The organism is Paenibacillus cisolokensis, assembly GCF_050481165.1.
GTDB lineage: Bacteria > Bacillota > Bacilli > Paenibacillales > Paenibacillaceae > Paenibacillus_AH > Paenibacillus_AH cisolokensis.
On record NZ_JBCNFP010000080.1, the window covers coordinates 13,789 to 34,278 of the forward strand.

Consider the following 20,490-nt stretch of genomic DNA (forward strand, 5'->3'; position numbering starts at 1 on the left):
GAATGCGGCATCAATTTGACAGCGAGACAGATGGAGCTATTGAACCTGGTCAAGCGGCATGCGCCGATAACGGGGGAGCAGCTGGCCGAAATGCTGGGGGTCAGCCGCCCGACGCTCCGTTCCGACTTGTCGCTCCTCGTCATGCTCGGTCTGATCGATGCGAAGCCGAAAGTCGGCTATTTCGTCGGCAAAGACTATCGCGTCGAGAACGCTGCGCTGCAGAAGCTGAAAAGCATGAAGGTCGGCGAAGCGATGGGCGTGCCGGTGAACGTGCCGGATACGCTTTCGCTGCATGACGCGGTCGTTACGCTGTTTATGGAAAATGCGGATACATTGCTCGTTGTGAACGAACAGAAGCGGTTTGTCGGCATCGTGACGCCGAAAGACATTTTGAAGATGACGCTCGGAAATCCGAACGCCGGCGCCATTCCGGTCAGCATGGTGATGACGCGTTACCCCAATATCGTAACGGTCGCTCCCGGAGACCCGGTCACCGAAGCGATTCGCAAAATGATTGCGCATCAGGTCGATTGCCTGCCTGTCATCGACCCGGACGGCGGCAAAGAGCCGGAAGTTGTCGGTTGGATCGCGAAATCGAACGTCATTCGTCTCATGGCGGATTTGACGGCGGACGGAATAATAGGAGGAACGGCAACCGAATGAATGAACCGATCATTTATATTTGTTCGGACGCTGTCGGGGAGACGGCCGAAGCGGTGGCCAAGGCGACGCTTCGCCAATTCCCGTCCGACGGTGTCCGTCTGAAGAGGTACGGTCATATTAAAACGGAGGATGAAATTATTCGCATCGTGGCGGAGGCGGCCCGTACAGGCGGGTTTATCGCTTTTACGCTCGTCCAGCCCGAGCTTCGCGAAATGATGCGCGAAGAGGCGCAGCGCCGCGGCGTGCGCGCCGTTGACGTCATGGGGCCGATGCTGCAGGCGTACGTCGATACGTTCGGCAGCTTCCCGAAGCGGGAGCCGGGGCTGCTCCACTCGATGGACGACGCCTATTTCCGCCGGATCGAAGCGATTGAATTCGCCGTGAAATATGACGACGGCAAGGACGTGCGCGGTCTTGTCGAAGCCGAGGTTGTATTGATCGGCGTTTCCCGTACTTCCAAGACGCCGCTCAGCATTTTCTTGTCGCACAAGGGCATCAAGGTGGCCAACTTGCCGCTGATGCCGGAGGTGAAGCCGCCGGTCGAGCTGATCGCGAACCGCGACCGGCTGATCGTCGGACTGCAAATGCAGCACGACCATCTGCTGCGCATCCGTTCGGAGCGGCTCCGCTCGCTCGGCCTGCCGTTCGGCTCGCAGTACGCTTCCGCCGAGCGGATCGCCGAGGAGTTGGCTTATGCCGACGAGGTGATGGCGTCGCTCGGCTGCCCTGTCATCGATGTGACGAACCGGGCGATCGAGGAAACGGCGGGAATCATTATCGACTGGTTGAATGAAACGGCATAAACGTGGAAAGACGGTATAAGGGGGCTGAATATGGAACGGGAACTTGCGCTGGAATTGGTGAGGGTAACGGAGCTGGCCGCCCTGGCTTCCGCGCCGTGGATGGGCAGAGGCGACAAAAACGCCGCCGACGCCGCCGCGACGGAGGCGATGCGGGCCATGTTCGATACCGTATCGATCCGGGGAACCGTTGTCATCGGAGAAGGTGAAATGGACGAGGCCCCTATGCTGTATATCGGTGAACAGGTCGGCAGCATGCAAGGACCGGAGCTCGATGTGGCGGTCGATCCGCTGGAAGGAACGGAGATTGTGGCCAAAGGGCTCAATAATGCGCTGTCCGTACTGGCCGTCGCCGGCAAAGGCCAGCTTCTGCACGCGCCCGATATGTATATGGAGAAGCTGGCGGTCGGGCCGGCGCTGGCCGGAAAGCTCAACCTGAACGATCCGGTCCGCATTACGGTCGAGAAAGCCGCCCTCGCGCTCGGCAAGAAAGTGTCCGACTTGACGGTCATGATTTTGGACCGGGAACGTCATGCCGGGATCATCAGAGAACTGCGCTCGACAGGCGCGCGCATCAAGTTTTTGTCGGACGGAGACGTGGCCGGCGCGATTGCGCCCGCCTTCCCCGAAGCCGGCATCGATCTGTATGTCGGGTCAGGCGGCGCGCCGGAAGGCGTGCTGGCAGCCGCGGCGCTCAAATGTCTCGGCGGCGAAATTCAGGGCAGACTGATGCCGGAGAACGACGAGCAGGAGCAGCGCTGCATCTCCATGGGACTGACCGATCCGCGCAAGCTGTTGACGATCGACGACATGGTCGGCAGCGGAGACGTCATCTTTGCCGCGACCGGCGTCACGCCGGGCGAGTTTCTGGGCGGCGTCCGATACTTGGCCGACCAGCGCGCGGAAACCCATTCCATCGTCATGCGTGCGCAGACCCGCACGATCCGGTACATTCGTTCACTGCATTACTTGCCTTCCAAGCCATTGCTGCAATCTTGAAGCTATACGTAATAGTCGCAATTGTCGCAATTGTCGCAAGTGTCGCAAGTCCGTAAGTAACCCATAATTCGACAAGGGAGTCGTGATCGCTATGGAACGAACGTTTGTAATGGTAAAGCCTGACGGATTCAAGCGCGGACTGGTCGGTGAAATTATTTCCCGCTTCGAGCGCAAAGGTCTCGTACTTGCAGAAGGAAAGGTCATGACGGTCAGCCGCGAACTGGCGGAGCGGCATTACAGCGAACATCGCGAGAAGCCGTTTTTCGGCGAGCTGGTAGACTTCATTACGTCCGGTCCGGTATTCGCCATGGTATGGGAAGGACCGGATGCGGTCAAGAATGCCCGTTCCATTATCGGGAAGACGAACCCGGCCGATGCTGCGCCCGGCACGATTCGCGGCGATTTCGGTCTTGTCGTGGACTACAACGTCGTGCATGGCTCCGACTCTCCGGAAAGCGCCGAGCGTGAAATCGGCTTGTTTTTCGGAAACAATTGAAGGAGGGAACCGATCGTGAAATTTTTTCTGGACACGGCCAATGTAGAAGAGATTAAACGGATCGCAAGGCTTGGACTTGTCGACGGCGTGACGACGAACCCGTCTTTGATCGCGAAGGAAGGACGCGACTTCAAGGAGGTCATTCAGGAAATCTGCAGCATTGTGCCGGGGCCTGTCAGCGCCGAAGTGATCAGCACGAAGGCGGAAGACATGTTGAGGGAAGCCGAAGAAATCGCGCAATGGGCGCCGAACGTCGTCATCAAGCTGCCGATGACCGAGGACGGCCTGTACGCGACCCATGCGCTGGCCGCCAAAGGGATCAAAACGAATGTGACGCTTATATTCTCCGCAGCCCAGGGACTGATGGCCGCCAAGGCGGGAGCGACCTACATCAGCCCGTTCGTCGGCCGGCTGGACGATATCGGCGTGAGCGGCATGAACCTGATCCGCGAATTAAAGACGATTATCGACAATTACGGCTTCAAGACCGAAATCATAGTGGCAAGCGTCCGCAACCTGGCGCATGTCGAGCAGGCCGCCATAGCCGGCGGACATATCGCGACGATTCCGGGATCGCTGCTGCCGTCGCTATGGAAGCATCCGCTTACAGATATCGGCATCGAGAAATTTTTGAGCGACTGGAACAAAATGAGCGGCAAGTAAACGCGGCCGCCATAGAAGCGGGGCCCTCCCAACGTCATCATGGCGATGACGGGGAGAGCCTTTTTTTTTGTGAACATAGTGAAATTTTTTGGAGATCTCCCGCATTTTACGCTTCAGACGCCCCCGGTATACTGAAGTTACACGTTAACGTACCGAAGGGGTGACAGACATGGCGAAACCGCTGGCCGCGAATCAGCCGACGGCAGTCCCGGCTTTCCGCCGCCTGGTCCGCCGGGTTCGGGCAAGATGGGACGCTCCCGTTGCCGGATATTTGTTTATTTCTCCCTGGCTGATCGGCTTTTTCATTTTAACGCTGTGGCCGATGATCCAATCGCTTTATTTTTCCTTCACCGACTATTCCCTGCTGGAGAAGCCGAACTGGATCGGTCTGGACAACTTCCGGGACCTCTTCCGCGACCGGTTCTTCTACAACTCGCTGAAAGTGACGTTTCTTTACGTGCTGACTTCGGTGCCGTTGCGGCTTGCGGCAGCGCTGTTCATCGCCATGCTGCTGGCCAAAAACATTCGCGGCATGTCCTTTTACCGGACGCTTGTTTACCTGCCTTCGCTCATCGGCGGCAGTCTGGCCGTGGCGGTGTTGTGGCGGAATATTTTCGGAGTGGACGGATTCGTCAACGCCGTGGCGGGTTGGTTCGGCATCGCTCCGAAAAACTGGATCGGCCTCCCGGAAACCGCGCTGGGGACGCTGGTGCTGCTCAGCGTCTGGCAGTTCGGATCGGCGATGATCATCTTTTTGGCCGGTCTGAAGCAAATTCCGAAGGAATTGTACGAAGCGTCAAGCGTGGACGGCGCAAACAAGTTTCGCCAATTCTTTCATGTGACGCTGCCCATGCTTTCGCCGGTCATGCTGTTCAACCTGGTCATGGGCGTGATCGGATCGTTCCAGATGTTTACCTCGGCGTTCATTATTACGGAAGGCGGCCCCATTAATTCAACGGAAGTGTATGCGCTTTATTTGTACGACAAAGCGTTTGCCAATCTGGAAATGGGCTATGCTTCCGCTCTCGCCTGGATTTTGCTGGTCATTGTGGCGTTGGCTACGACGATCAATTTTGTCGCTTCGAAATACTGGGTCTTTTACGAAACGGAAGGGGGAGGCGGACGATGACGCGGCGAGTGGCGGACAAGCGTTTCCAAGCGGTGTTTCGGCACGTTTTTATGCTTGGTTTCAGCTTTATCATGTTTTATCCCGTTCTCTGGTGGATCGGCGCATCGTTAAAGACCGTGCCCGAATTGAGTCTGCCGACCTTGTTTCCGGAGAAGCCGATGTGGAGCAATTTTACGGACGGCTGGAACGCGCTTCCCAAGTATACGTTTACGTACTTCTACCTGAACAGCGCGAAATTGAACATGACGACGACGGTGCTGACGGTGATCTCCAGCAGTTTGGTGGCGTTCGGGTTCGCCCGGCTGCAGTTTCCGCTGAAGAAGCTCTGGTTTTCCCTGCTGCTGATGACGATTATGCTGCCCGGACAGGTCGTCCTGATTCCGCAATACTCGATGTTTCATCAGTTCGACTGGATCAATACGTATTGGCCGTTTATCGTGCCAAGCGCAACCGGGGGCGCGTTTTTCATCTTCCTGCTCGTGCAGTTTATCCGCGGTCTGCCCCGTGAGCTGGACGAATCGGCGAAGCTGGATGGCTGCAATTGGTGGGGCATCTACTGGCGGATCGTCATGCCGCTGACCCGGCCGGCCTTGGTTACGGTATTGATCTTCTCGTTTCTCTGGAGTTGGGACGATTACTTCGGACCGCTGATTTATTTGAACTCGATCGATAAATACACCGTTCCGCTCGCGCTCGGCATGTTTATCGATACGCAGTCCGCCACCGCCTGGGGGCAGCTGCTCGCGATGTCGCTCGTCTCGATCCTCCCTCAAGTGATTGTCTTCTTCCTGGCGCAGCGGCACTTTCTCGAAGGCATCGCCACAACCGGGCTGAAAGGGTGATATAATATAGGACACGAAAAGGGCTGCGTTCGGTTTTGCGCAGTCTTTTCAAATTCGTCCGACAAGTTCCACACGGCGCCACCGGGTGGCTAAGGAGGGGCTTCCATGCAGCATCCGTTCAAACGCTGGCGAATCGACATCTTGTTGTTCGGGAGCTTCGCCCTTCTGATTTTGCTGCTGCTTGCCGCTGTCGGCTGGGGGGCTTTCCGGCTGTCCTCGCAACAGTTGGCGGAAAACACGTCGGTCTATCAAGCCCGATTGTTAAAAGAGCTCAACCAGCAGCTCGGCATCCTGCGTCAGTCGGTCGAGCAGACGTCGCTGTCCATCGCCCGCGATCCCGCATTGCTGGAACATCTGGCCATCCGCCGGGATGCGTACGCAAAATACCGGAGCTACCAAAATGTGATCAATAATTTGAAGGGTCAGGTTATCAGTTCGTCGACCATATTTTCCATCCAAATCTATATGTACGATCCGATTGTGATCGGCGAGAAGGAAGACATCGCGATGCTTCCGCACGATCGGCTGCAGGGTGAAGCCTGGTACGACCTTGCCGCGAAATCCGATTTTGTCTGGATTCCGGAGCGGGAAGTGGTGACGGATCGCGGCCGCAAAAAGGTGATCAGCTTTGCCCGCAAAATTTATGCCCCCGATCTTGCCTATATGGGGCTGATCGTGATCAATGTGAAATTGGAAGCGTTTGAATCCGTGCTGCGGCGCAACAGCGAAGCGCAGCGGCTGCTGCTTGATTCCGGAAATCGGCCGATGACGGCGGACAGCGGAACCCGGTTGACGCCGGAGCTGCTTGAGGTCGTCCGCGGGCTTGAAAAGGAAGAAGGGTATATGCCGATGAACCGCGGCGGCGACGGCGAGCGGGGGGCATCGACCGGAGAAAAATCGTTAATGGTCTGGTCGCGGGCGTTTCCCGACGGATGGATGCTCATCGAGATTACGCCCTGGCAGGAGATCGCTTCCGGCAGTTGGCGGCTGGCGTTGACGTTGTTTATGCTCGGACTGTCGGCGTTATTGCCGGCTCTTCTGCTTACGCTGTATTTGTCAAGGCAGTTCACGCGTCCGGTCCGTCTGTTGGTTCGCTCCATGTCCGGGTTCACCATCCACCAGCCGGACACGCCGCTGCCGAACGATTACCGCAACGAATTCGGAAGCCTGTTCGGCGGTTTCCGCAAGCTGCGGGAGCGGGTGGACGAGCTTTATGCGGCCCAGCAGGCGCAGTATGCCCGGCAGAAAGAAGCGGAGCTGCAAGCGCTGCAGGCAAGCATCAATCCGCATTTCCTCTACAATACGCTCGACCAACTAAACTGGATGGCGATCGAAGCGGGCCACGAGATGATGAGCCGGGTTCTGGAACTGATGGGGCGCATGTTCCGCACGACGTTGTCGAACGGGGAAACGTGGATTACGTTGGAGGAGGAGCTGAATCATACGCTCTGCTATCTGGAAATCCAGCAGCTGCGCTGGAAAGGGGAACTGGCGGTCGAAACGGAAGTGGAACCCGACTGTTTGACGCTGTATGTTCCCAAGCTGACGCTTCAGCCTTTGGTCGAGAATTCGATGGTTCACGGGTTTCACGGCCGACATTCCGGCACGGTGCGGATATTGGCGGATGTCCGGGATGGCCGGATAAGGTTGCAGGTGACGGACGACGGCGTGGGACTGGCGGCAGACTGGCGGGAACGCCGGAACCGGAAAACCGGCGGCTACGGCCTTCGCAACATCGAAGAGCGGCTGGACGCTTATTTCGGAATCGATTGCAAAATCGTGGCGGAAGCGCCGGAGTCGGGCGGAACCAGCGTAACGCTGTCGTTTCCGGCGCTCCGCGAGAAACCGGAAGGAGGACGCTCCCATGTGGCGGATCGCGATCATTGACGATGACCGGCAGGTGCTGGCGGGCATGAGGAACATCATTCCGTGGGGCGAGTTGAATGCCGTATACGCGGGGGAAGCGGAAGACGGGAAGCAAGGGCTGGAACTGGTTCGGCAGGCGAATCCGGATATCGTCATCACGGATATTTACATGCCTGTGATGAACGGGCTGGAAATGCTCGAGGCGCTTCGGCAAAGCGGATGCACGAGCCGGTTCGTCATCTTGAGCGGCTATTCCGATTTCGAATACGCGCGTCAAGCGCTGCGGCTCGAGGTGACGGACTATTTGACCAAGCCGGTCAGCATCGCGACGATTCGGAACGTGCTCCGCAAGGTCATTCGGAGCCTGGAGGAGGAAGCGGCCGAGCGTCAAGAACAGCATGAGTTGATGGAGCAGGTAAGCCAATTCCGGCCTTATCTGGAAAAAGAATGTCTCAAGTCGCTTGTGACCGGTTCTTACGATCCCCGGTTGGAACGGATGCGGGAGTCGGGAGAAATCCGGCTTCCCGAACGGGAGTTCGTCGTCCTCGCCGTGGAGATTGCCGGGTCGCCGCGTCTTATCGAACCGGGGCGTTCCGACACTCATCTGTTCCGGTTCGCCGTCGCGAACATTATGGAAGAGCTGCTGCAGGCGCGATGGCCCGAAGCGGCCGTGCTGGAATTGTACTACCGCTATTTGGCGGTGCTGCTTCCGATTCCGGAGCATCGTCCTGCCACGGATGAGCAGGTGAACGAATTGTGCCGGATGTTGACGGACGAGATCCGGCACTATCTCCAGCTCTCCATCCGGATCGGAATAGGCGAGCGGCAGCGGGGACCGCGGCAGATCGTTCTTTCTACTGAACAGGCGTTTCAAGCGCTGACCGATGCGAGCGGTTCGCTTGCCGGCGACGGCAATATCCGCCGCCTGCCGGTTATCCCGGGAGCGAGAATGGCGGGCGGCCGCATCCGGCGGGTGCCGTTTTACCAGGAAGTGGCGGAGTCGATCCGCCTGCTGCAGGAAGAGCGGACGATTCGGCGGATTCGCGCGTTTGTCGGCGAATGGACGAAGGACGGCGGCGTTTTTCCGGAGGACGTCCGGCGGATTGCGGCCGAGCTGTGGACGATATTCGCCTATGCGGTTCATGAAGAAGGGTATTCCCTGGAGGACTTGTTTGCGGATGACGCCGTTCAGCAGGAGCTTTCCCGGCTTCAGAGCCCTGCCGATCTCAGCCAATGGTTCGAAGAGAAGACGCGCTCGATCTGCCGGCGGCTGCAGCGCAACGGGGACAACCTTCGGCACCGGCAGGCGGTCGATTACATGATTGAATACATTCATGCGCACTATGCGGAGGATATTCGTTTGAGCGATCTTGCAGATCAGGTGCACTTGTCGCGAAATTACTTGAGTACGCTGTTCCGGAATGCGACCGGCGAGACGTTTCAGGATTATTTGACCCGCGTCCGGATGGAGAAGGCGAAGCGTTTCATTCTGGAAGGGAAGCACCTGATCTATGAGGTGGCGGAAAAGGTCGGATACCGCAATGTGCCGTACTTTTCCACCCTGTTCAAAAAGCATACCGGCATGAATCCGACCGATCTGCTAAAAGGCCCGATTGATGCCGCCGCTGACGGCCGGAGAAAGTCCGAACAATTCGGAACATAGTGAAATAGATTGTGCATTCCTCTCATACACGTTCCATAGGCAAACTGGTACGATGGGTTTGAAAACGAATACAAAGAAATGAAAGGGGTTACCGAAGTGAAGATGACCCATCGGATGGTATGGTTGGCGCTTGTTCTGCTGCTGTCGGCCGCGCTCTCGGCCTGTGGCGTAAAAAAAGAAGAAGGCGCCGCGGCCAGCGAGCAAAATCAATCCGGCAATGTTGAAGGCGGCGCCGCGTCCGTCAAGCTGCGGATTATGTGGTGGGGACCGCAGTCGCGGCACGACACGACCTTGAAAGCGTTGGAAGCGTATACCAAGAAGAACCCTCACGTCACCTTTGAACCGGAATTCCAGGGATTCGACGGTTATATCGACAAGCTGACGACGCAAGCCGCTGCGCGGAATACCCCCGACATTTTCCAGATGGACCCGGCCTGGTTCAAGGATTGGGCGGCAAGCAACCGGCTTGCGGACCTGTCCGCCGTGAATGTGGAAGATGTCGATCCGAACTTGCTCAGCACCGGTACGTACGACGGCAAATTGTATGCCGTGCCGCTTGGGAACAACGCCTGGGGCATCATTTACAACAAGGCGATCTTCGAAAAAGCCGGCATTCCGCTCCCGGCGGACAACTGGACGTGGGACGATTTCTTCCGGCTCATCCGGGAAGCGAAGCCGAAACTTGCCAAGGATCAATATCTGGTCAAGGATCTGACGACCGACGGCGGATTTTATAGCGCTTACCAACTGGCGAAAGGCAAAGGATGGCCCCGGACATCGGACGGGAAATTTAACTATGACAAAGAAACGTGGCTTACCTGGATGAAGACGTTTGCCGAGCTCCGGAAGAACGGGCTCGTGCCTCCGCCGGACGTCACGGTTTCCGACAAGCAGTTTGACGCCAAAGCGGATCTGCTCGCTCAGGAGAAAGTGCTGATGCGCGGCAGCCATGCGGCGGAAGTCGGCGGCTTTGACAGTCTGAAGCCCGGCCAGTTGGCGGTCATTCCGGCCCCTTCCGACCAACAAGGGTCCAGTTGGCTGAAAGCTTCGATGTATTGGAGCGTCAGTCCCGATCGGGAGCATGAAGATGAAGCGATCAAATTTATCGACTGGTTTATCAACAGCACGGAAGCGGCGGACATCCTGACTACCTCGCGCGGGGTGCCGGTCTCCAAAAAGATGCTTTCCCATCTGGAACCGAAATTTTCGGATGTCGACAAGATGGGAATCGACCTGATCAACCGGGTGGCCCAGAACGCCCAGACGTTCGATCCGGGCCCGGGCTCAAAGGGCGGCTGGTCGAAATTCGATAAAGAATACGAGAACATTGTGCAGATGGTTATGTTTGACAAGATTACCCCCGAACAGGCGTGGGAAGAGGTCGTGAAAATTTCGAAGGAGATCGAGAATTGATCGCTGCCGGCGGCCGGCCTTTGGCCGCTCGGCGTTCGCGGGATGGCGAATGCCGCCGCCGGCAAAACGCAGCTGTGAACCTGGCGAAGCGGCCGACCTGGCCGGTGAAGCGGTGACCCCTGCGAAACGGTGAGCCTCGCGAAGCGACGAGCCCGGCGTTCCGTTGGTACCCTTCGCCGGCCTGATTCCGTTCATCTGCAAACGATCGAAAAATAATGCTCGAAGAAATGATTTCGGTTCACGGACGTTGCAATTTCACCGCAGCCGTCATCACTTGGGCGAAAATGCATCATGCCAAGGGTCCGCTCGTCTTTGATCTCCACATCGATAACACCTCTCTGATACTCGCATATTTGAGGTTCGAACAAACAGGCGGCCGCAAGCGGGTCGTGAAAGGTCATCACGTTGTTTTCCAGCCACGGTGAACCGAAATCTTCCACGGCTTTCATTATATCGGAGCTAAAAAGATCGGCTTTCTCGCGTCTTTGGAGCGTAAGCCTCGTTGTCACATTGAGTCCGAAAGTTCTGCGGACAGGCACGTTTGTATGGTAAACAATCGCGCAAGCGTGGGGATCCGCCCACGAATTCCAGTTCGCCATCGGCATATCCGGACTCGTCTGCAATTCATCCGAAAATACGCCGCAAACGATATGCAGTTCTTTAATCAGTTCGGGAATTTCGGGATCGATCAGAAAAAGCAAAGCGATATTGGTCAGTTGACCGATAGCCAGAAGCGAGATTTCATGCGGATTTTCGCGAATGGTCTGACGCAAGAAATCAACGGCCCGGTACTTTTGGAAAGCCGTTTCATGCGCCCAGTTTGACAGTCTGGCCGCACCGTCAGGCTTCGGATACAGCGGGCTCGGAAGCAATGGCTTGTCAGCGCCCGCATGGATCGGAACGTTTCTTCCCGCAACCTTGCAAATCGCATCGGCGATCATCGCCCGTTTTTCAACTTCTCCGCTTACCGTTGTGATCCCCATTAATTCGCATGAGGGATGGCCGAGCAAGTATGCCAGACATAAAGCATCGTCAATATCGCCCCCTATATCGGTGTCTACCAATACTTTTTTTGTTGTCACAGGCATTTCTCCTTTCCATATCTAATATCATACAATGAAATTCGTTTCGAAAGTGGTTTTCTACAGACAAAGGCGTGGCCTTGCGGCGGGTTTGCGCGGTGGCGCAGGCCCGCTTTTTTGTTGCGGCCATGCATTTTGGCTGCAAATTCCGGCATTAGCCATCTTCCTCCGGGAACAGACAAAAAAAACGAGATTTTCTTCGAAATGTAGAAGGGCAAAGCGAATTTGCACCGAATATGAAAAAGAGGCACCACAATTGAAGGCTGTTGAAAGGAGAAGATTGCAAGATGAGCAAACTGAAAATCGGCGTCATCGGCACAGGCTCGATCTCGAACGTCCATCTTGACGCATACCGGAACAATCCGGAAGTGGAGATTTACGCCGTATGCGACCTGAACGAAGAACGGGCGAAGGCCAGCGCGCAAAAATACGGCGCCACGCATGTATTTACCGATTATAATGAACTGCTGGCGCTGCCTGAAATCCATGCCGTCAGCATTTGCACATGGAATAATACGCATGCGCCGATCAGCATTGCGGCGCTGGAAGCCGGCAAGCACGTTCTGGTCGAAAAACCGATGACCCAGACGGTCGAGCAGGCGCTGCAGGTGCAGGAAACGGTCCGCCGGACAGGCAAGGTGCTGCAGGTCGGATTTGTGCGCCGCTATGACCCGAACGCGCAAATTTTGAAGCAGTTTATCGACGACGGCCTGCTCGGCAACATCTATTACGCCAAAGCTTCCAGCCTGAGAAGGCTCGGCAATCCCGGCGGATGGTTCGCCGACAAGGAGCGTTCCGGCGGCGGACCGCTTATCGATATCGGCGTTCATGTAATCGACGTATGCTGGTACTTGATGGGGCGCCCGAAAGTGCGCTCGATCAGCGGCAGCGCCTATCATCTTCTCGGCAACCGCAGCAATGTCCGCCATCTGTCGTTCTACAAAGCGGCGGATTACGACGCGTCGAAAAATACGGTCGAGGACATGGCCAATGCCCTGATCCGTTTCGAGAACGGCGCATCCCTGATGGTGGACGTCAGCTTCACGCTGCATGCGAAGAAGGACGAGACGGCGGTCAAGCTGTTCGGCGACAAGGGCGGGGCGGAGCTGGAGCCCGAACTGGCGCTCATTACGGAACGAAACGACATTATTATGAACTGGGCGCCGCAGGTTGACCATCTGTCGTTCAACTTCGGGGCGGCATTCCAATCGGAAATCAACCACTTTATCGATGCGACGCTCGGCCGCAAGGAAACGCTCAGCCCGGTCGATGACGGCGTCGAGATCATGAAAATACTGTGCGGCATTTACGAGTCGGCCGAGACGGGCCGCGAGATCGTGTTCGAGGAGGCATAAGAATGACCATTACCAATAAAATCGGCGTTATCGTCGACAGCTTCGGCGTCGGCGTGCGCGAAGGACTCAAGAAGGCCAAAGCGGTAGGCGCGGAAGGCGTGCAAATTTATGCCGTATCCGGCGAGATGGACCCGGACAATCTGTCCGCCGCCGCCCGCAAGGAACTGCGCGACTACATCGATTCGCTCGGACTGGAAATTTCGGCGCTGTGCGGAGACCTTGGCGGCCACGGCTTCCAGGACAGGCAGGCCAATCCCGGGAAGGTGGAGAAATCGAAGCGGATTCTCGACCTGGCCGTCGAGCTCGGAACGAATGTGGTGACGACCCATATCGGCATCGTGCCGGAGGACCCAAGCAGCGAAGTGTTCGCCGCCATGCAGGAAGCATGCGACGAGCTGGCCCGCTACGCCAACAGCATGAATGCGCATTTTGCAATTGAAACGGGGCCGGAGACGGCCGAACGATTGCTCGGTTTTCTGCAAACGTTGACGGGCAAAGGCGTCGCTGTCAATTTCGACCCGGCGAACATGGTTATGGTGACCGGCGACGATCCGGTGAAAGGCGTCTATACACTCAAAGACTATATCGTGCATACGCATGTGAAGGACGGCGTGCGCCACAAGGAAGTCGATCCCCGCATCGTATACGGAGCGCTCGGCTTCGACAAGATGGAGCATGAAAAAATCGCCCGGATGCTGGCAGCGGGCGAATTGTTCGAGGAGCTGCCGCTCGGCGAAGGCAAAGTCGATTTCGACGCCTATTTTGCGGCGCTTGCGGATATCGGCTACAAAGGCTATTTGACGATCGAGCGCGAGGTCGGCGCGAATCCGGAGGCGGATATCCGCCATGCCGTCGAATTTATTAAACGTTACAGAGAGCAGGTGCGGTCGTGAAATTAGGATTGAGCTCCTACAGCTTGTCCCGGGCGATCGGGGCGGGCGAAATGAATATTGCTGATGTGATCAACTGGATCGCCGAGCAGGGCGGCCAGCATGTGGAAATTGTTCCGATCGGCTTCGAGCTGACAGGCAATCCGGAACTCGTAGAGCATATTCGCAAAACGGCCAAGGCGGCCGGCATCGAAGTATCCAACTATGCGATCGGCGCCCAGTTTTTGCAGCCGACGCGCGAAGACTTCAAGCGCGAGCTGGAGCGCGTGAAGGAGCAGGTCGACATCGCCGCCGCGCTCGGCGTCAAGCTGATGCGCCACGATGTCGCTTCCCTGCCGCCGGCGGAAGCGACGGACGAGCGGTTCGAGCGCGATCTTCCGGCGCTGGTCGAAGCGTGCGCTATCATCTCGGAATATGCCGAACAATACGGCATTACGACAAGCGTGGAAAATCACGGCTATTACATTCAGGCTCACAAGCGGGTGCAAAGGCTTGTCGCCGAAGTCAACCGGCCGAATTTCAGGACGACGCTCGATATCGGCAATTTTATGTGCGCCGATGAAAATTCCGTCGAAGCGGTCCGGGCGAACATCGGCATCGCATCGATGGTGCATATCAAAGACTTTTATTTGCGCGGCAAGGACCGCAATCCAGGCGAAGGCTGGTTCCGTACGGCGGCCGGCAACTATTTGCGCGGCGCCATCGCCGGCCATGGCGATATCGACCTGTACGAAGTGCTGCGAATTGTGAAATCGTCCGGTTACGACGGCTATCTGTCGCTCGAATTCGAAGGCATGGAAGATTGCCGCACCGGTTCCCGAATCGGTTTGGCCAATGTGGCGCGGATTTGGAACGAAGTATAAAAAATACTGCGGGGCGCTTATCGGCCATCGGCCGGCAAGCGCCCTTTTTCCGCAATGGCCTGCTCCCGCATCCGTCCTGTGGCAATCCGGTTTCGGAGCCTGACGATTCAGGTTCCTTGGTCGCGCAAAGTCAAGGAGGGTTAGACGATGAAGAGAAGCTCGATAACGGCTGTTGTAGCGGCGATGTCGATATGGCTCATCACCGGCTGCCTGAACGGCGGCGTTCAGGTGAACAATGGCGACGGTCCGGCCGAAAGCGCAGCAAAGCCGGTGACCATCGTCATTAACAGCCTCGGCATGACATTCCCTCCGGGCATGGACGAGAACGACAATCCTTATTTGCATTACATCGAGACCCATACCGGACTCGATATCGGCGTCGTCCTTCCGCCCCAGCAAGTGTACGAGGAAAAACTGGATGTCCTGATGTCGTCCGGCAGCGTGCCGGATCTGATTCATACGTTCGATCCCGTCTGGCTGGACGGCTATGCGAAGCGCAAGGCGCTGCTGCCGCTCGAATCGTTGATCGACCGCTTCGGTCCTGCGCTGAAGGAGCTCATTCCGGAGGAAGCCTGGGAGCAGGTGAGCTATAACGGGCATATTTATGCCGTACCGAGCCTGAACGAAGTGCCGGGCACCGAGATCGTCTATGCGCGCAAAGACTGGCTGGACCGGCTCGGGATGAAGCCGCCGGTTACGCTGGACGAATACTACGAGGTGATCCGGGCGTTTACCCTGGATGATCCGGACGGCAACGGCGCAGACGATACGCTCGGCCTCATTATGACGGAAAATTTGGGCCGTTCCGGTCCGTTCTTCGGCGCGTTCGGCACGCAGCTCGACAGGTGGCTCGAAAGAGACGGCAGGCTCGTCTACGGCAGCGTCTTGCCGGAAACGAAGGAAGCGCTCGTCTTTTTCGCCCGGCTGTACGGCGAGGGACTGCTTGATCCGGAATTTCCGCTCAATCGTCTGAAAAACTTGCACGACAAAATTGAGAACGGCGTTGTCGGCTTGTATTCGGCTACCTGGTACGATACCCGCGGTCCGATCGCCGCCAGCAAAGCGAAAGATCCGTCCGCCGAGTGGATCGCGCTCCCGTATCCGACCGGCAAGGACGGCAGAAACGGCACGTATGCGCAGGAGATGATACGGGGCTACAATGTCGTGCCGGCAGGAGCGGCCAATCCGGAAGGCGTCATCCGCATGCTCAACTTTATCGCGGGAGAAGGGCACCGGACACTTAAGCTCGGCTTCGAAAACGAGATATGGAGCTTGCAGGACGGGCGGATCGTCACCAATTTCGCGGAGCATGACAAGCATCTGTACAGAGGGATGTATCAGGCGCTGGTCGATGTGAAGGATCCCGTTCTGTTCAAGCAGCGTCTCGATTCGCTCGGCGATTTCGATCTGTACGACAATCTGCGGCGGATTGAAGACCATGCCATCCCCAATGCGTTCACCGGCGCGCCGACGGAGGCGATGAGCAAATACAGAGCGAAATTGAACGAACTGAAAATGGAGGAACTGTTTACGAAAATCGTAATGGGCATCGAGCCTCTCGACGCTTTTGACCGGTTTGCGGAACAGTGGCGGGAAGCCGGCGGTGATGAAATGACGCGGGAAGTGAACGAGTGGTACGCCCGGAAGAACAAGGAGAGCGAGGGAGCCATCCCGTGATTCCGTTCTTCCGCTGGCTGCTGCACCGGTTTTCCCGCAAAATTCAAGTCCGGCTGACGGTCTATTTCCTCATTATTCTGCTGCCCCTCGTCGCCGTCAGCCTGTTTGCCGTCGGCAAATCGCGCAGCATCGTGTACGATCAGGCCGTGGAGCAAAACAGGCTCGCTTTGGCCTCGGTCATGGATCATATCGATTTGACGCTGCAAAATGTGGAAGAAATCTCGACGCTGATCGCGACCGACGCCGGATTGGTGGAGATGCTGAACAAGAACGGCTCGAGCCTGTCGCCCGACATGATCGTCGATTTCGCCCAGCTGCTCAAGCAGTTGTCCAACATCGGCGCGGTCAATCATTATTTATCGCAAATATCGGTTTATCATCATGCCTCGGATATGATGATTTCGACCGATATCGGGGGCAGAAGACTCGCATCGGAGCCGCATCGGGACTGGTTCGGGCGGTTTGCCGCAACCGTCGGCACAGGCATCCGCTACGTCATGCCGGACGAGCGGGTCGCCCGGAACGAGACGTTCGGCCAAATGCTCGATACCGACAGCGTGACGCTGGTGCGCATGATGGATCTGTACAATACGGACAGACAGCCGAACGTTCTGCTGATTACGCTGAATAAGATGAAGCTGCTGCAGGCGATCAAGATGCTGCTGCCTTCCCCGAAAGCCGGCATATATTTGCGGGACGGACAAGGGCGGCTGATCGCCGGCACATCCGGAATGGACGGGATAAGCGCCGTGCCGCAGCCGAGCGCGAGCGAGCTGGAGGTAACGATCGGCTCCGGGTATTCCGGCTGGCAGCTGACCCTTATGCAGCCGAAGCGGGAGCTGTACGAAGAGACGGACCAACTGCGGATGTTTACGGTCGTCATTATCGCGGTCAGCATCCTGCTGGCCGTCGGCATCTCGCTGCTCGTCTACCGGAGCATCGCGTATCCCGTTCACAAGCTTACCCGCGGCATGAAGCAGTTCGGCGAAGGACAGCTGAATGTCCGGCTGCACAACGGCCGGAAAGACGAGTTCGGTTTTCTGATCGATTCGTTCAACCGGATGGCGGATATGCAGAAGCGTCTGATCGAGGATCATTACGAGCAGCAGCTGCGCGTGGCAAGAACCGAGCTGCAGCTTCTCCAATCCCAGATCAATCCGCATTTTTTGTACAATACGCTCGATTCGATCTACTGGTCGGCGAAAAACTACGAGGCTGACGAAATCGGCGAAATGGTGATGAATTTGTCGAAATTTTTCCGCCTCAGCCTGAACAAGGGCCGGCAGTCGTTTCCGCTCGAAGAGAGTGTCTCGCATTTGCACTATTATATCCGCATTCAACAAATCCGGTTTTTGGACAGCTTTACGGTCGAATATCGCCTCGACGAGGCGAGCAAGTCCGTTCCGATCCTGAAGCTGCTGCTTCAGCCGCTGGTGGAAAATGCGATTTTGCACGGCCTTGAGGGCAAGGAAGAAGGCGGGCGGCTGATCATTTCCAGCTGGATCGAGGAGCGGAGGACGGTCAAGATCAGCGTCCGGGACAACGGCAAAGGGATGAGCGAGGAACGGCTGCAGTACGTGCAAAGCGAGCTTCAACTGATTGCCCGCGCCCATGCCCCGATCGTATCCGCGGATGGCGAGGATTGGAAAGATTTGTTCGGGCTGCGAAATGTGCTCACGAGATTGAAGCTCTATTACGGCAGCGAAGCGGCCATGATGATCGAAAGCCGGCTCGGAGAAGGGACGATCGTCACACTCGCCATTCCGTTGGAACGGTGCCGGGACAATCCGGCATCCGATGCGAACGTCCCGGCGGATCGCGGGAAAGGAGAGAGAACGGCATGAATTTGATGATCGTGGAGGATGAGCCGCGGCTTCGCAGCGCGCTCGCGCATAACATGCCGTGGGAAGAACACGGGATCGAAGTGGTAGGCGCCGTCCCTAACGGACGGGAGGCGCTGAAGCTGGCGGAACGCAAACGTGTCGATATCGCCCTGGTCGATATTCAGATGCCGGAGATGGACGGATTGGCGCTCATCGGCAATCTGAGACGGCAGCAGGACAGAAGCAGGATGAAAATTATTATTTTAAGCGGTCACGACAACTTCGAATATGCGCGGAACGGGATCGAGTTCGGCGTGATGAAATATTTGCTCAAGCCCGCGGGAGAAGAAGACATTTTGTCCGCCGTGCTGAGCGCGGCGAACGAGCTGCGCGAAGACATGAAGCAGTGGCAGACCGGGGCCGAATTGCGGCAAAAATGGACGGAGCATCTGCCCCATTTGCAGAACAGCTTCTTTCAGCATTGGGTCGGCGGGAAGTACGCGCGGTGGGAAGTGCTGGCCAGAGGCGCCGACGTTCAGGTCGACGTGACGGACGGGACGCAGGCGGCCGCCGCGGTCGTCGATATCGATCCGGTGCCGGAGGACAGTCCCCGATTCGGCTCGGGCGATATCCCGCTGCTGCAGTTTTCGCTGCTCTGTCTGGCGAAGGAGCTTCTGACCCGTCCGGGCTGCTGGGTATGCGGCGATGCGCAGGGCCGCGTGCTGCTCGTCTTCCTGTTCGAACCCGGCGACGATCCGAACGATGCGATGCTGCGCATTCACGATGCCGTCGACAAGCTGCTGTTCCATACGAAGGAGGTGCTGAAGCTGACCGCCAGCGCGGGGATCTGTTCCGGCACGGGGGATATCGGCGATTTGCACCTTCTGTACGAGCAGGCTTGCCGCGCGCTGCAGGAGCGTATCGTTTACGGCCAGGGCATCGCGATCCCGTATCGGGAGCAGGAGCGGCGGGAGCGGCGGGTTCGGATCGGCTCCGGCGGGGAGCAGACGCTGGCGATCGCGCTGGAAACGGCCGACGAGCAGAAAGCGCTCGAAGCGCTCATCGTTCTGTGGAACGAAGGCTACGACCGGGCCGAAACGTCCGACGAAGCGCTGGAATCGGTGCTGCATCTGCAAAGCCTGTTCGTCCGTATCATCCAGAAGCAAGGCTGGATGGTCAAGGACGTTGTCCGCGACGATATCGTTTATTTTCAAAATGTGAAGCTGCTCGGCAGCAAAGACCAGACCTGGTCGCTCCTTGTCCGGACCGTCCGCCATATTTGCGACTATATGCAGAGCCAGCGGAAAAAGACGAGCCACCAGGTCGTAAAGCAAATCTTGAATATCGTCGAACGCGAGCTCGATCAGGAAATGACGCTGCATACGGTCGCCGACCGGCTGTACGTCAACCCCTCCTATTTGAGCCGATTGTTCAAGCAGGAAATGGGCGTTCCTTTTTCCGCCTATGTGTTGGAGCGCAAGATGGAGCGGGCGAAGGCCGCGCTGCTCGAAGGCGGCAAAGTGTACGATGCCGCGCGGCGGACCGGCTACCGGGACGTCAGCTATTTCACGAAAGTGTTCCGCAAATATTGGGGCGTCACGCCCGGCGAGATGAAGCCGTGAGCGCCGTACGGCTTTAAGGCAGGCCGGCTGAGCGGCGAGCGCATTGCTGTGGCGTCGGCTCGCGGCGCGGGCGCTCTGCTCGAGCGGCCGGCGAGCGGCGAGCGCGTCCCGCCCGAGGCGCAGCCGATGGAAACATTGTGTCGCTGGGTACCGAAAAAATTGCAAAAGTACAGGATTTTTGGCTCAAAAGAACGCAAAGAACATAAATTCCTGTAAAAGTGCAGTAATTTTTAGAATTTTTCACCAATTTAGCTTTTGGATGTCCAAAATCCTGTATAATTGCAGGAATTTGGACGTTTTAGGTAAAAATAGCATGGAAAAGATGCACTTTTGCAGGAATTCTTCAGCTTCGTCGTTCGATCGGCAAGGGGGCTCCGGCAGATCCGGAGCCTGTCAAGGCGGTTTGTGCCCGACTTGCGAAGCTTTCCTTTCCGCTGCAGCGGAAACGCGCCGCGCGTGCCGTCGCCGCAGCAGCGGACGCTCGCCGTCGCCGCAGCAGCGGAAATGCGCGCTTGCTCGACGCCGCCGCAGCAGCGGAAACGCGCCGCGCGTGCCGTCGCCGCAGCAGCGGACGCTTGACGCCGCCGCAGCAGCGGACGCTCGCCGCAGCAGCGGAAACGCGACGCGCGTGCCGTCGCAGCAGC

18 protein-coding genes are annotated in these 20,490 nt (G+C 57.4%); 16 read left to right on the forward strand and 2 right to left on the reverse strand.

Annotation, left to right across the window (positions count from 1 at the left end):
• Positions 1 to 30: 30 nt before the first annotated feature.
• The 10 genes from ABEV74_RS14170 to ABEV74_RS14215 all read left to right on the forward strand — a co-directional run bounded on the left by ABEV74_RS14170 (position 31) and on the right by ABEV74_RS14215 (position 10,534).
• Positions 31 to 663 (forward strand): helix-turn-helix transcriptional regulator, encoded by a 633-nt coding sequence (locus ABEV74_RS14170; protein ID WP_062495203.1) that lies wholly within the window; start codon positions 31 to 33, stop codon positions 661 to 663.
• On the forward strand, positions 660 to 1,466 hold the full coding sequence (locus tag ABEV74_RS14175) for a pyruvate, water dikinase regulatory protein (RefSeq protein WP_062495200.1): 807 nt from the start codon (positions 660 to 662) through the stop codon (positions 1,464 to 1,466). The genes ABEV74_RS14170 and ABEV74_RS14175 overlap by 4 nt, the downstream gene beginning before the upstream one ends.
• A gap of 30 nt (positions 1,467 to 1,496) precedes the next feature.
• A complete protein-coding gene (glpX, locus tag ABEV74_RS14180; RefSeq protein ID WP_062495199.1) occupies positions 1,497 to 2,462 on the forward strand; it encodes a class II fructose-bisphosphatase in 966 nt (321 codons plus the stop codon).
• A gap of 91 nt (positions 2,463 to 2,553) precedes the next feature.
• Positions 2,554 to 2,958 carry a nucleoside-diphosphate kinase gene (ndk, locus tag ABEV74_RS14185; RefSeq protein ID WP_062495197.1) on the forward strand — a complete coding sequence of 135 codons (405 nt, stop codon included), beginning with the start codon at positions 2,554 to 2,556 and terminating at the stop codon, positions 2,956 to 2,958.
• A 15-nt stretch (positions 2,959 to 2,973) separates the two neighbouring features.
• The gene (gene fsa / locus ABEV74_RS14190; RefSeq protein ID WP_062495195.1) at positions 2,974 to 3,621 is read left to right on the forward strand and encodes a fructose-6-phosphate aldolase; all 648 of its coding nucleotides are present in this window, start codon (positions 2,974 to 2,976) and stop codon (positions 3,619 to 3,621) included.
• A 169-nt stretch (positions 3,622 to 3,790) separates the two neighbouring features.
• Positions 3,791 to 4,750, forward strand: a complete 960-nt coding sequence (locus tag ABEV74_RS14195; protein WP_430146809.1) for a carbohydrate ABC transporter permease — start codon at positions 3,791 to 3,793, stop codon at positions 4,748 to 4,750.
• A complete protein-coding gene (locus tag ABEV74_RS14200) occupies positions 4,747 to 5,592 on the forward strand; it encodes a carbohydrate ABC transporter permease (RefSeq protein ID WP_430146811.1) in 846 nt (281 codons plus the stop codon). The genes ABEV74_RS14195 and ABEV74_RS14200 overlap by 4 nt, the downstream gene beginning before the upstream one ends.
• A gap of 105 nt (positions 5,593 to 5,697) precedes the next feature.
• The gene (locus ABEV74_RS14205; protein WP_430146813.1) at positions 5,698 to 7,479 is read left to right on the forward strand and encodes a cache domain-containing sensor histidine kinase; all 1,782 of its coding nucleotides are present in this window, start codon (positions 5,698 to 5,700) and stop codon (positions 7,477 to 7,479) included.
• Positions 7,457 to 9,121, forward strand: coding sequence for a response regulator (locus tag ABEV74_RS14210; RefSeq protein WP_430146815.1), 1,665 nt, complete (start codon positions 7,457 to 7,459; stop codon positions 9,119 to 9,121). The genes ABEV74_RS14205 and ABEV74_RS14210 overlap by 23 nt, the downstream gene beginning before the upstream one ends.
• Positions 9,122 to 9,199: 78 nt before the next feature.
• A complete protein-coding gene (locus tag ABEV74_RS14215; RefSeq protein ID WP_430146817.1) occupies positions 9,200 to 10,534 on the forward strand; it encodes an ABC transporter substrate-binding protein in 1,335 nt (444 codons plus the stop codon).
• A gap of 191 nt (positions 10,535 to 10,725) precedes the next feature.
• On the opposite strand, the gene ABEV74_RS14220 is transcribed toward ABEV74_RS14215, so the two are convergent.
• Entirely contained in the window at positions 10,726 to 11,616 is an 891-nt protein-coding gene (locus tag ABEV74_RS14220; RefSeq protein WP_430146819.1) for a nucleoside hydrolase, read from the reverse strand.
• Positions 11,617 to 11,903: 287 nt separating this feature from the next.
• Here ABEV74_RS14220 and ABEV74_RS14225 point away from each other — a divergent pair, with 287 nt between their 5' ends.
• The 6 genes from ABEV74_RS14225 to ABEV74_RS14250 all read left to right on the forward strand — a co-directional run bounded on the left by ABEV74_RS14225 (position 11,904) and on the right by ABEV74_RS14250 (position 19,846).
• Complete coding sequence (locus ABEV74_RS14225) at positions 11,904 to 12,971, forward strand: Gfo/Idh/MocA family protein (protein WP_062495180.1); 1,068 nt, start codon at positions 11,904 to 11,906, stop codon at positions 12,969 to 12,971.
• Positions 12,972 to 12,973: 2 nt separating this feature from the next.
• Positions 12,974 to 13,864 (forward strand): sugar phosphate isomerase/epimerase family protein, encoded by an 891-nt coding sequence (locus ABEV74_RS14230; RefSeq protein WP_213529497.1) that lies wholly within the window; start codon positions 12,974 to 12,976, stop codon positions 13,862 to 13,864.
• Positions 13,861 to 14,724, forward strand: coding sequence for a sugar phosphate isomerase/epimerase family protein (locus tag ABEV74_RS14235; protein WP_430146822.1), 864 nt, complete (start codon positions 13,861 to 13,863; stop codon positions 14,722 to 14,724). Before ABEV74_RS14230 ends, ABEV74_RS14235 begins: the two co-directional genes overlap by 4 nt.
• 147 nt (positions 14,725 to 14,871) lie before the next feature.
• Positions 14,872 to 16,401, forward strand: a complete 1,530-nt coding sequence (locus ABEV74_RS14240) for an extracellular solute-binding protein (RefSeq protein ID WP_430146824.1) — start codon at positions 14,872 to 14,874, stop codon at positions 16,399 to 16,401.
• Positions 16,398 to 18,245: a cache domain-containing sensor histidine kinase gene (locus tag ABEV74_RS14245; RefSeq protein WP_430146825.1), complete on the forward strand. Its 1,848-nt coding sequence runs from the start codon at positions 16,398 to 16,400 to the stop codon at positions 18,243 to 18,245. The genes ABEV74_RS14240 and ABEV74_RS14245 overlap by 4 nt, the downstream gene beginning before the upstream one ends.
• Positions 18,242 to 19,846 (forward strand): response regulator, encoded by a 1,605-nt coding sequence (locus ABEV74_RS14250; RefSeq protein ID WP_062495170.1) that lies wholly within the window; start codon positions 18,242 to 18,244, stop codon positions 19,844 to 19,846. The genes ABEV74_RS14245 and ABEV74_RS14250 overlap by 4 nt, the downstream gene beginning before the upstream one ends.
• Before the next feature lie 393 nt (positions 19,847 to 20,239).
• On the opposite strand, the gene ABEV74_RS14255 is transcribed toward ABEV74_RS14250, so the two are convergent.
• A partial coding sequence (locus tag ABEV74_RS14255) for a hypothetical protein (protein ID WP_430146827.1) occupies positions 20,240 to 20,490 on the reverse strand: 251 nt, incomplete at its 5' end.

Bases quoted from the DNA above. Each gene is read 5' to 3' on its own strand.
- ABEV74_RS14240 (WP_430146824.1), top strand. From the start codon at position 14,872: ATGAAGAGAAGCTCGATAACGGCTGTTGTAGCGGCGATGTCGATATGG.
- ABEV74_RS14210 (WP_430146815.1), top strand. From the start codon at position 7,457: ATGTGGCGGATCGCGATCATTGACGATGACCGGCAGGTGCTGGCGGGC.
- ABEV74_RS14225 (WP_062495180.1), top strand. From the start codon at position 11,904: ATGAGCAAACTGAAAATCGGCGTCATCGGCACAGGCTCGATCTCGAAC.
- ABEV74_RS14250 (WP_062495170.1), top strand. From the start codon at position 18,242: ATGAATTTGATGATCGTGGAGGATGAGCCGCGGCTTCGCAGCGCGCTC.
- ABEV74_RS14205 (WP_430146813.1), top strand. From the start codon at position 5,698: ATGCAGCATCCGTTCAAACGCTGGCGAATCGACATCTTGTTGTTCGGG.
- ABEV74_RS14200 (WP_430146811.1), top strand. From the start codon at position 4,747: ATGACGCGGCGAGTGGCGGACAAGCGTTTCCAAGCGGTGTTTCGGCAC.
- glpX (WP_062495199.1), top strand. From the start codon at position 1,497: ATGGAACGGGAACTTGCGCTGGAATTGGTGAGGGTAACGGAGCTGGCC.
- ABEV74_RS14215 (WP_430146817.1), top strand. From the start codon at position 9,200: ATGAAAGGGGTTACCGAAGTGAAGATGACCCATCGGATGGTATGGTTG.
- ABEV74_RS14230 (WP_213529497.1), top strand. From the start codon at position 12,974: ATGACCATTACCAATAAAATCGGCGTTATCGTCGACAGCTTCGGCGTC.
- ABEV74_RS14195 (WP_430146809.1), top strand. From the start codon at position 3,791: ATGGCGAAACCGCTGGCCGCGAATCAGCCGACGGCAGTCCCGGCTTTC.
- ABEV74_RS14175 (WP_062495200.1), top strand. From the start codon at position 660: ATGAATGAACCGATCATTTATATTTGTTCGGACGCTGTCGGGGAGACG.
- ndk (WP_062495197.1), top strand. From the start codon at position 2,554: ATGGAACGAACGTTTGTAATGGTAAAGCCTGACGGATTCAAGCGCGGA.
- ABEV74_RS14170 (WP_062495203.1), top strand. From the start codon at position 31: ATGGAGCTATTGAACCTGGTCAAGCGGCATGCGCCGATAACGGGGGAG.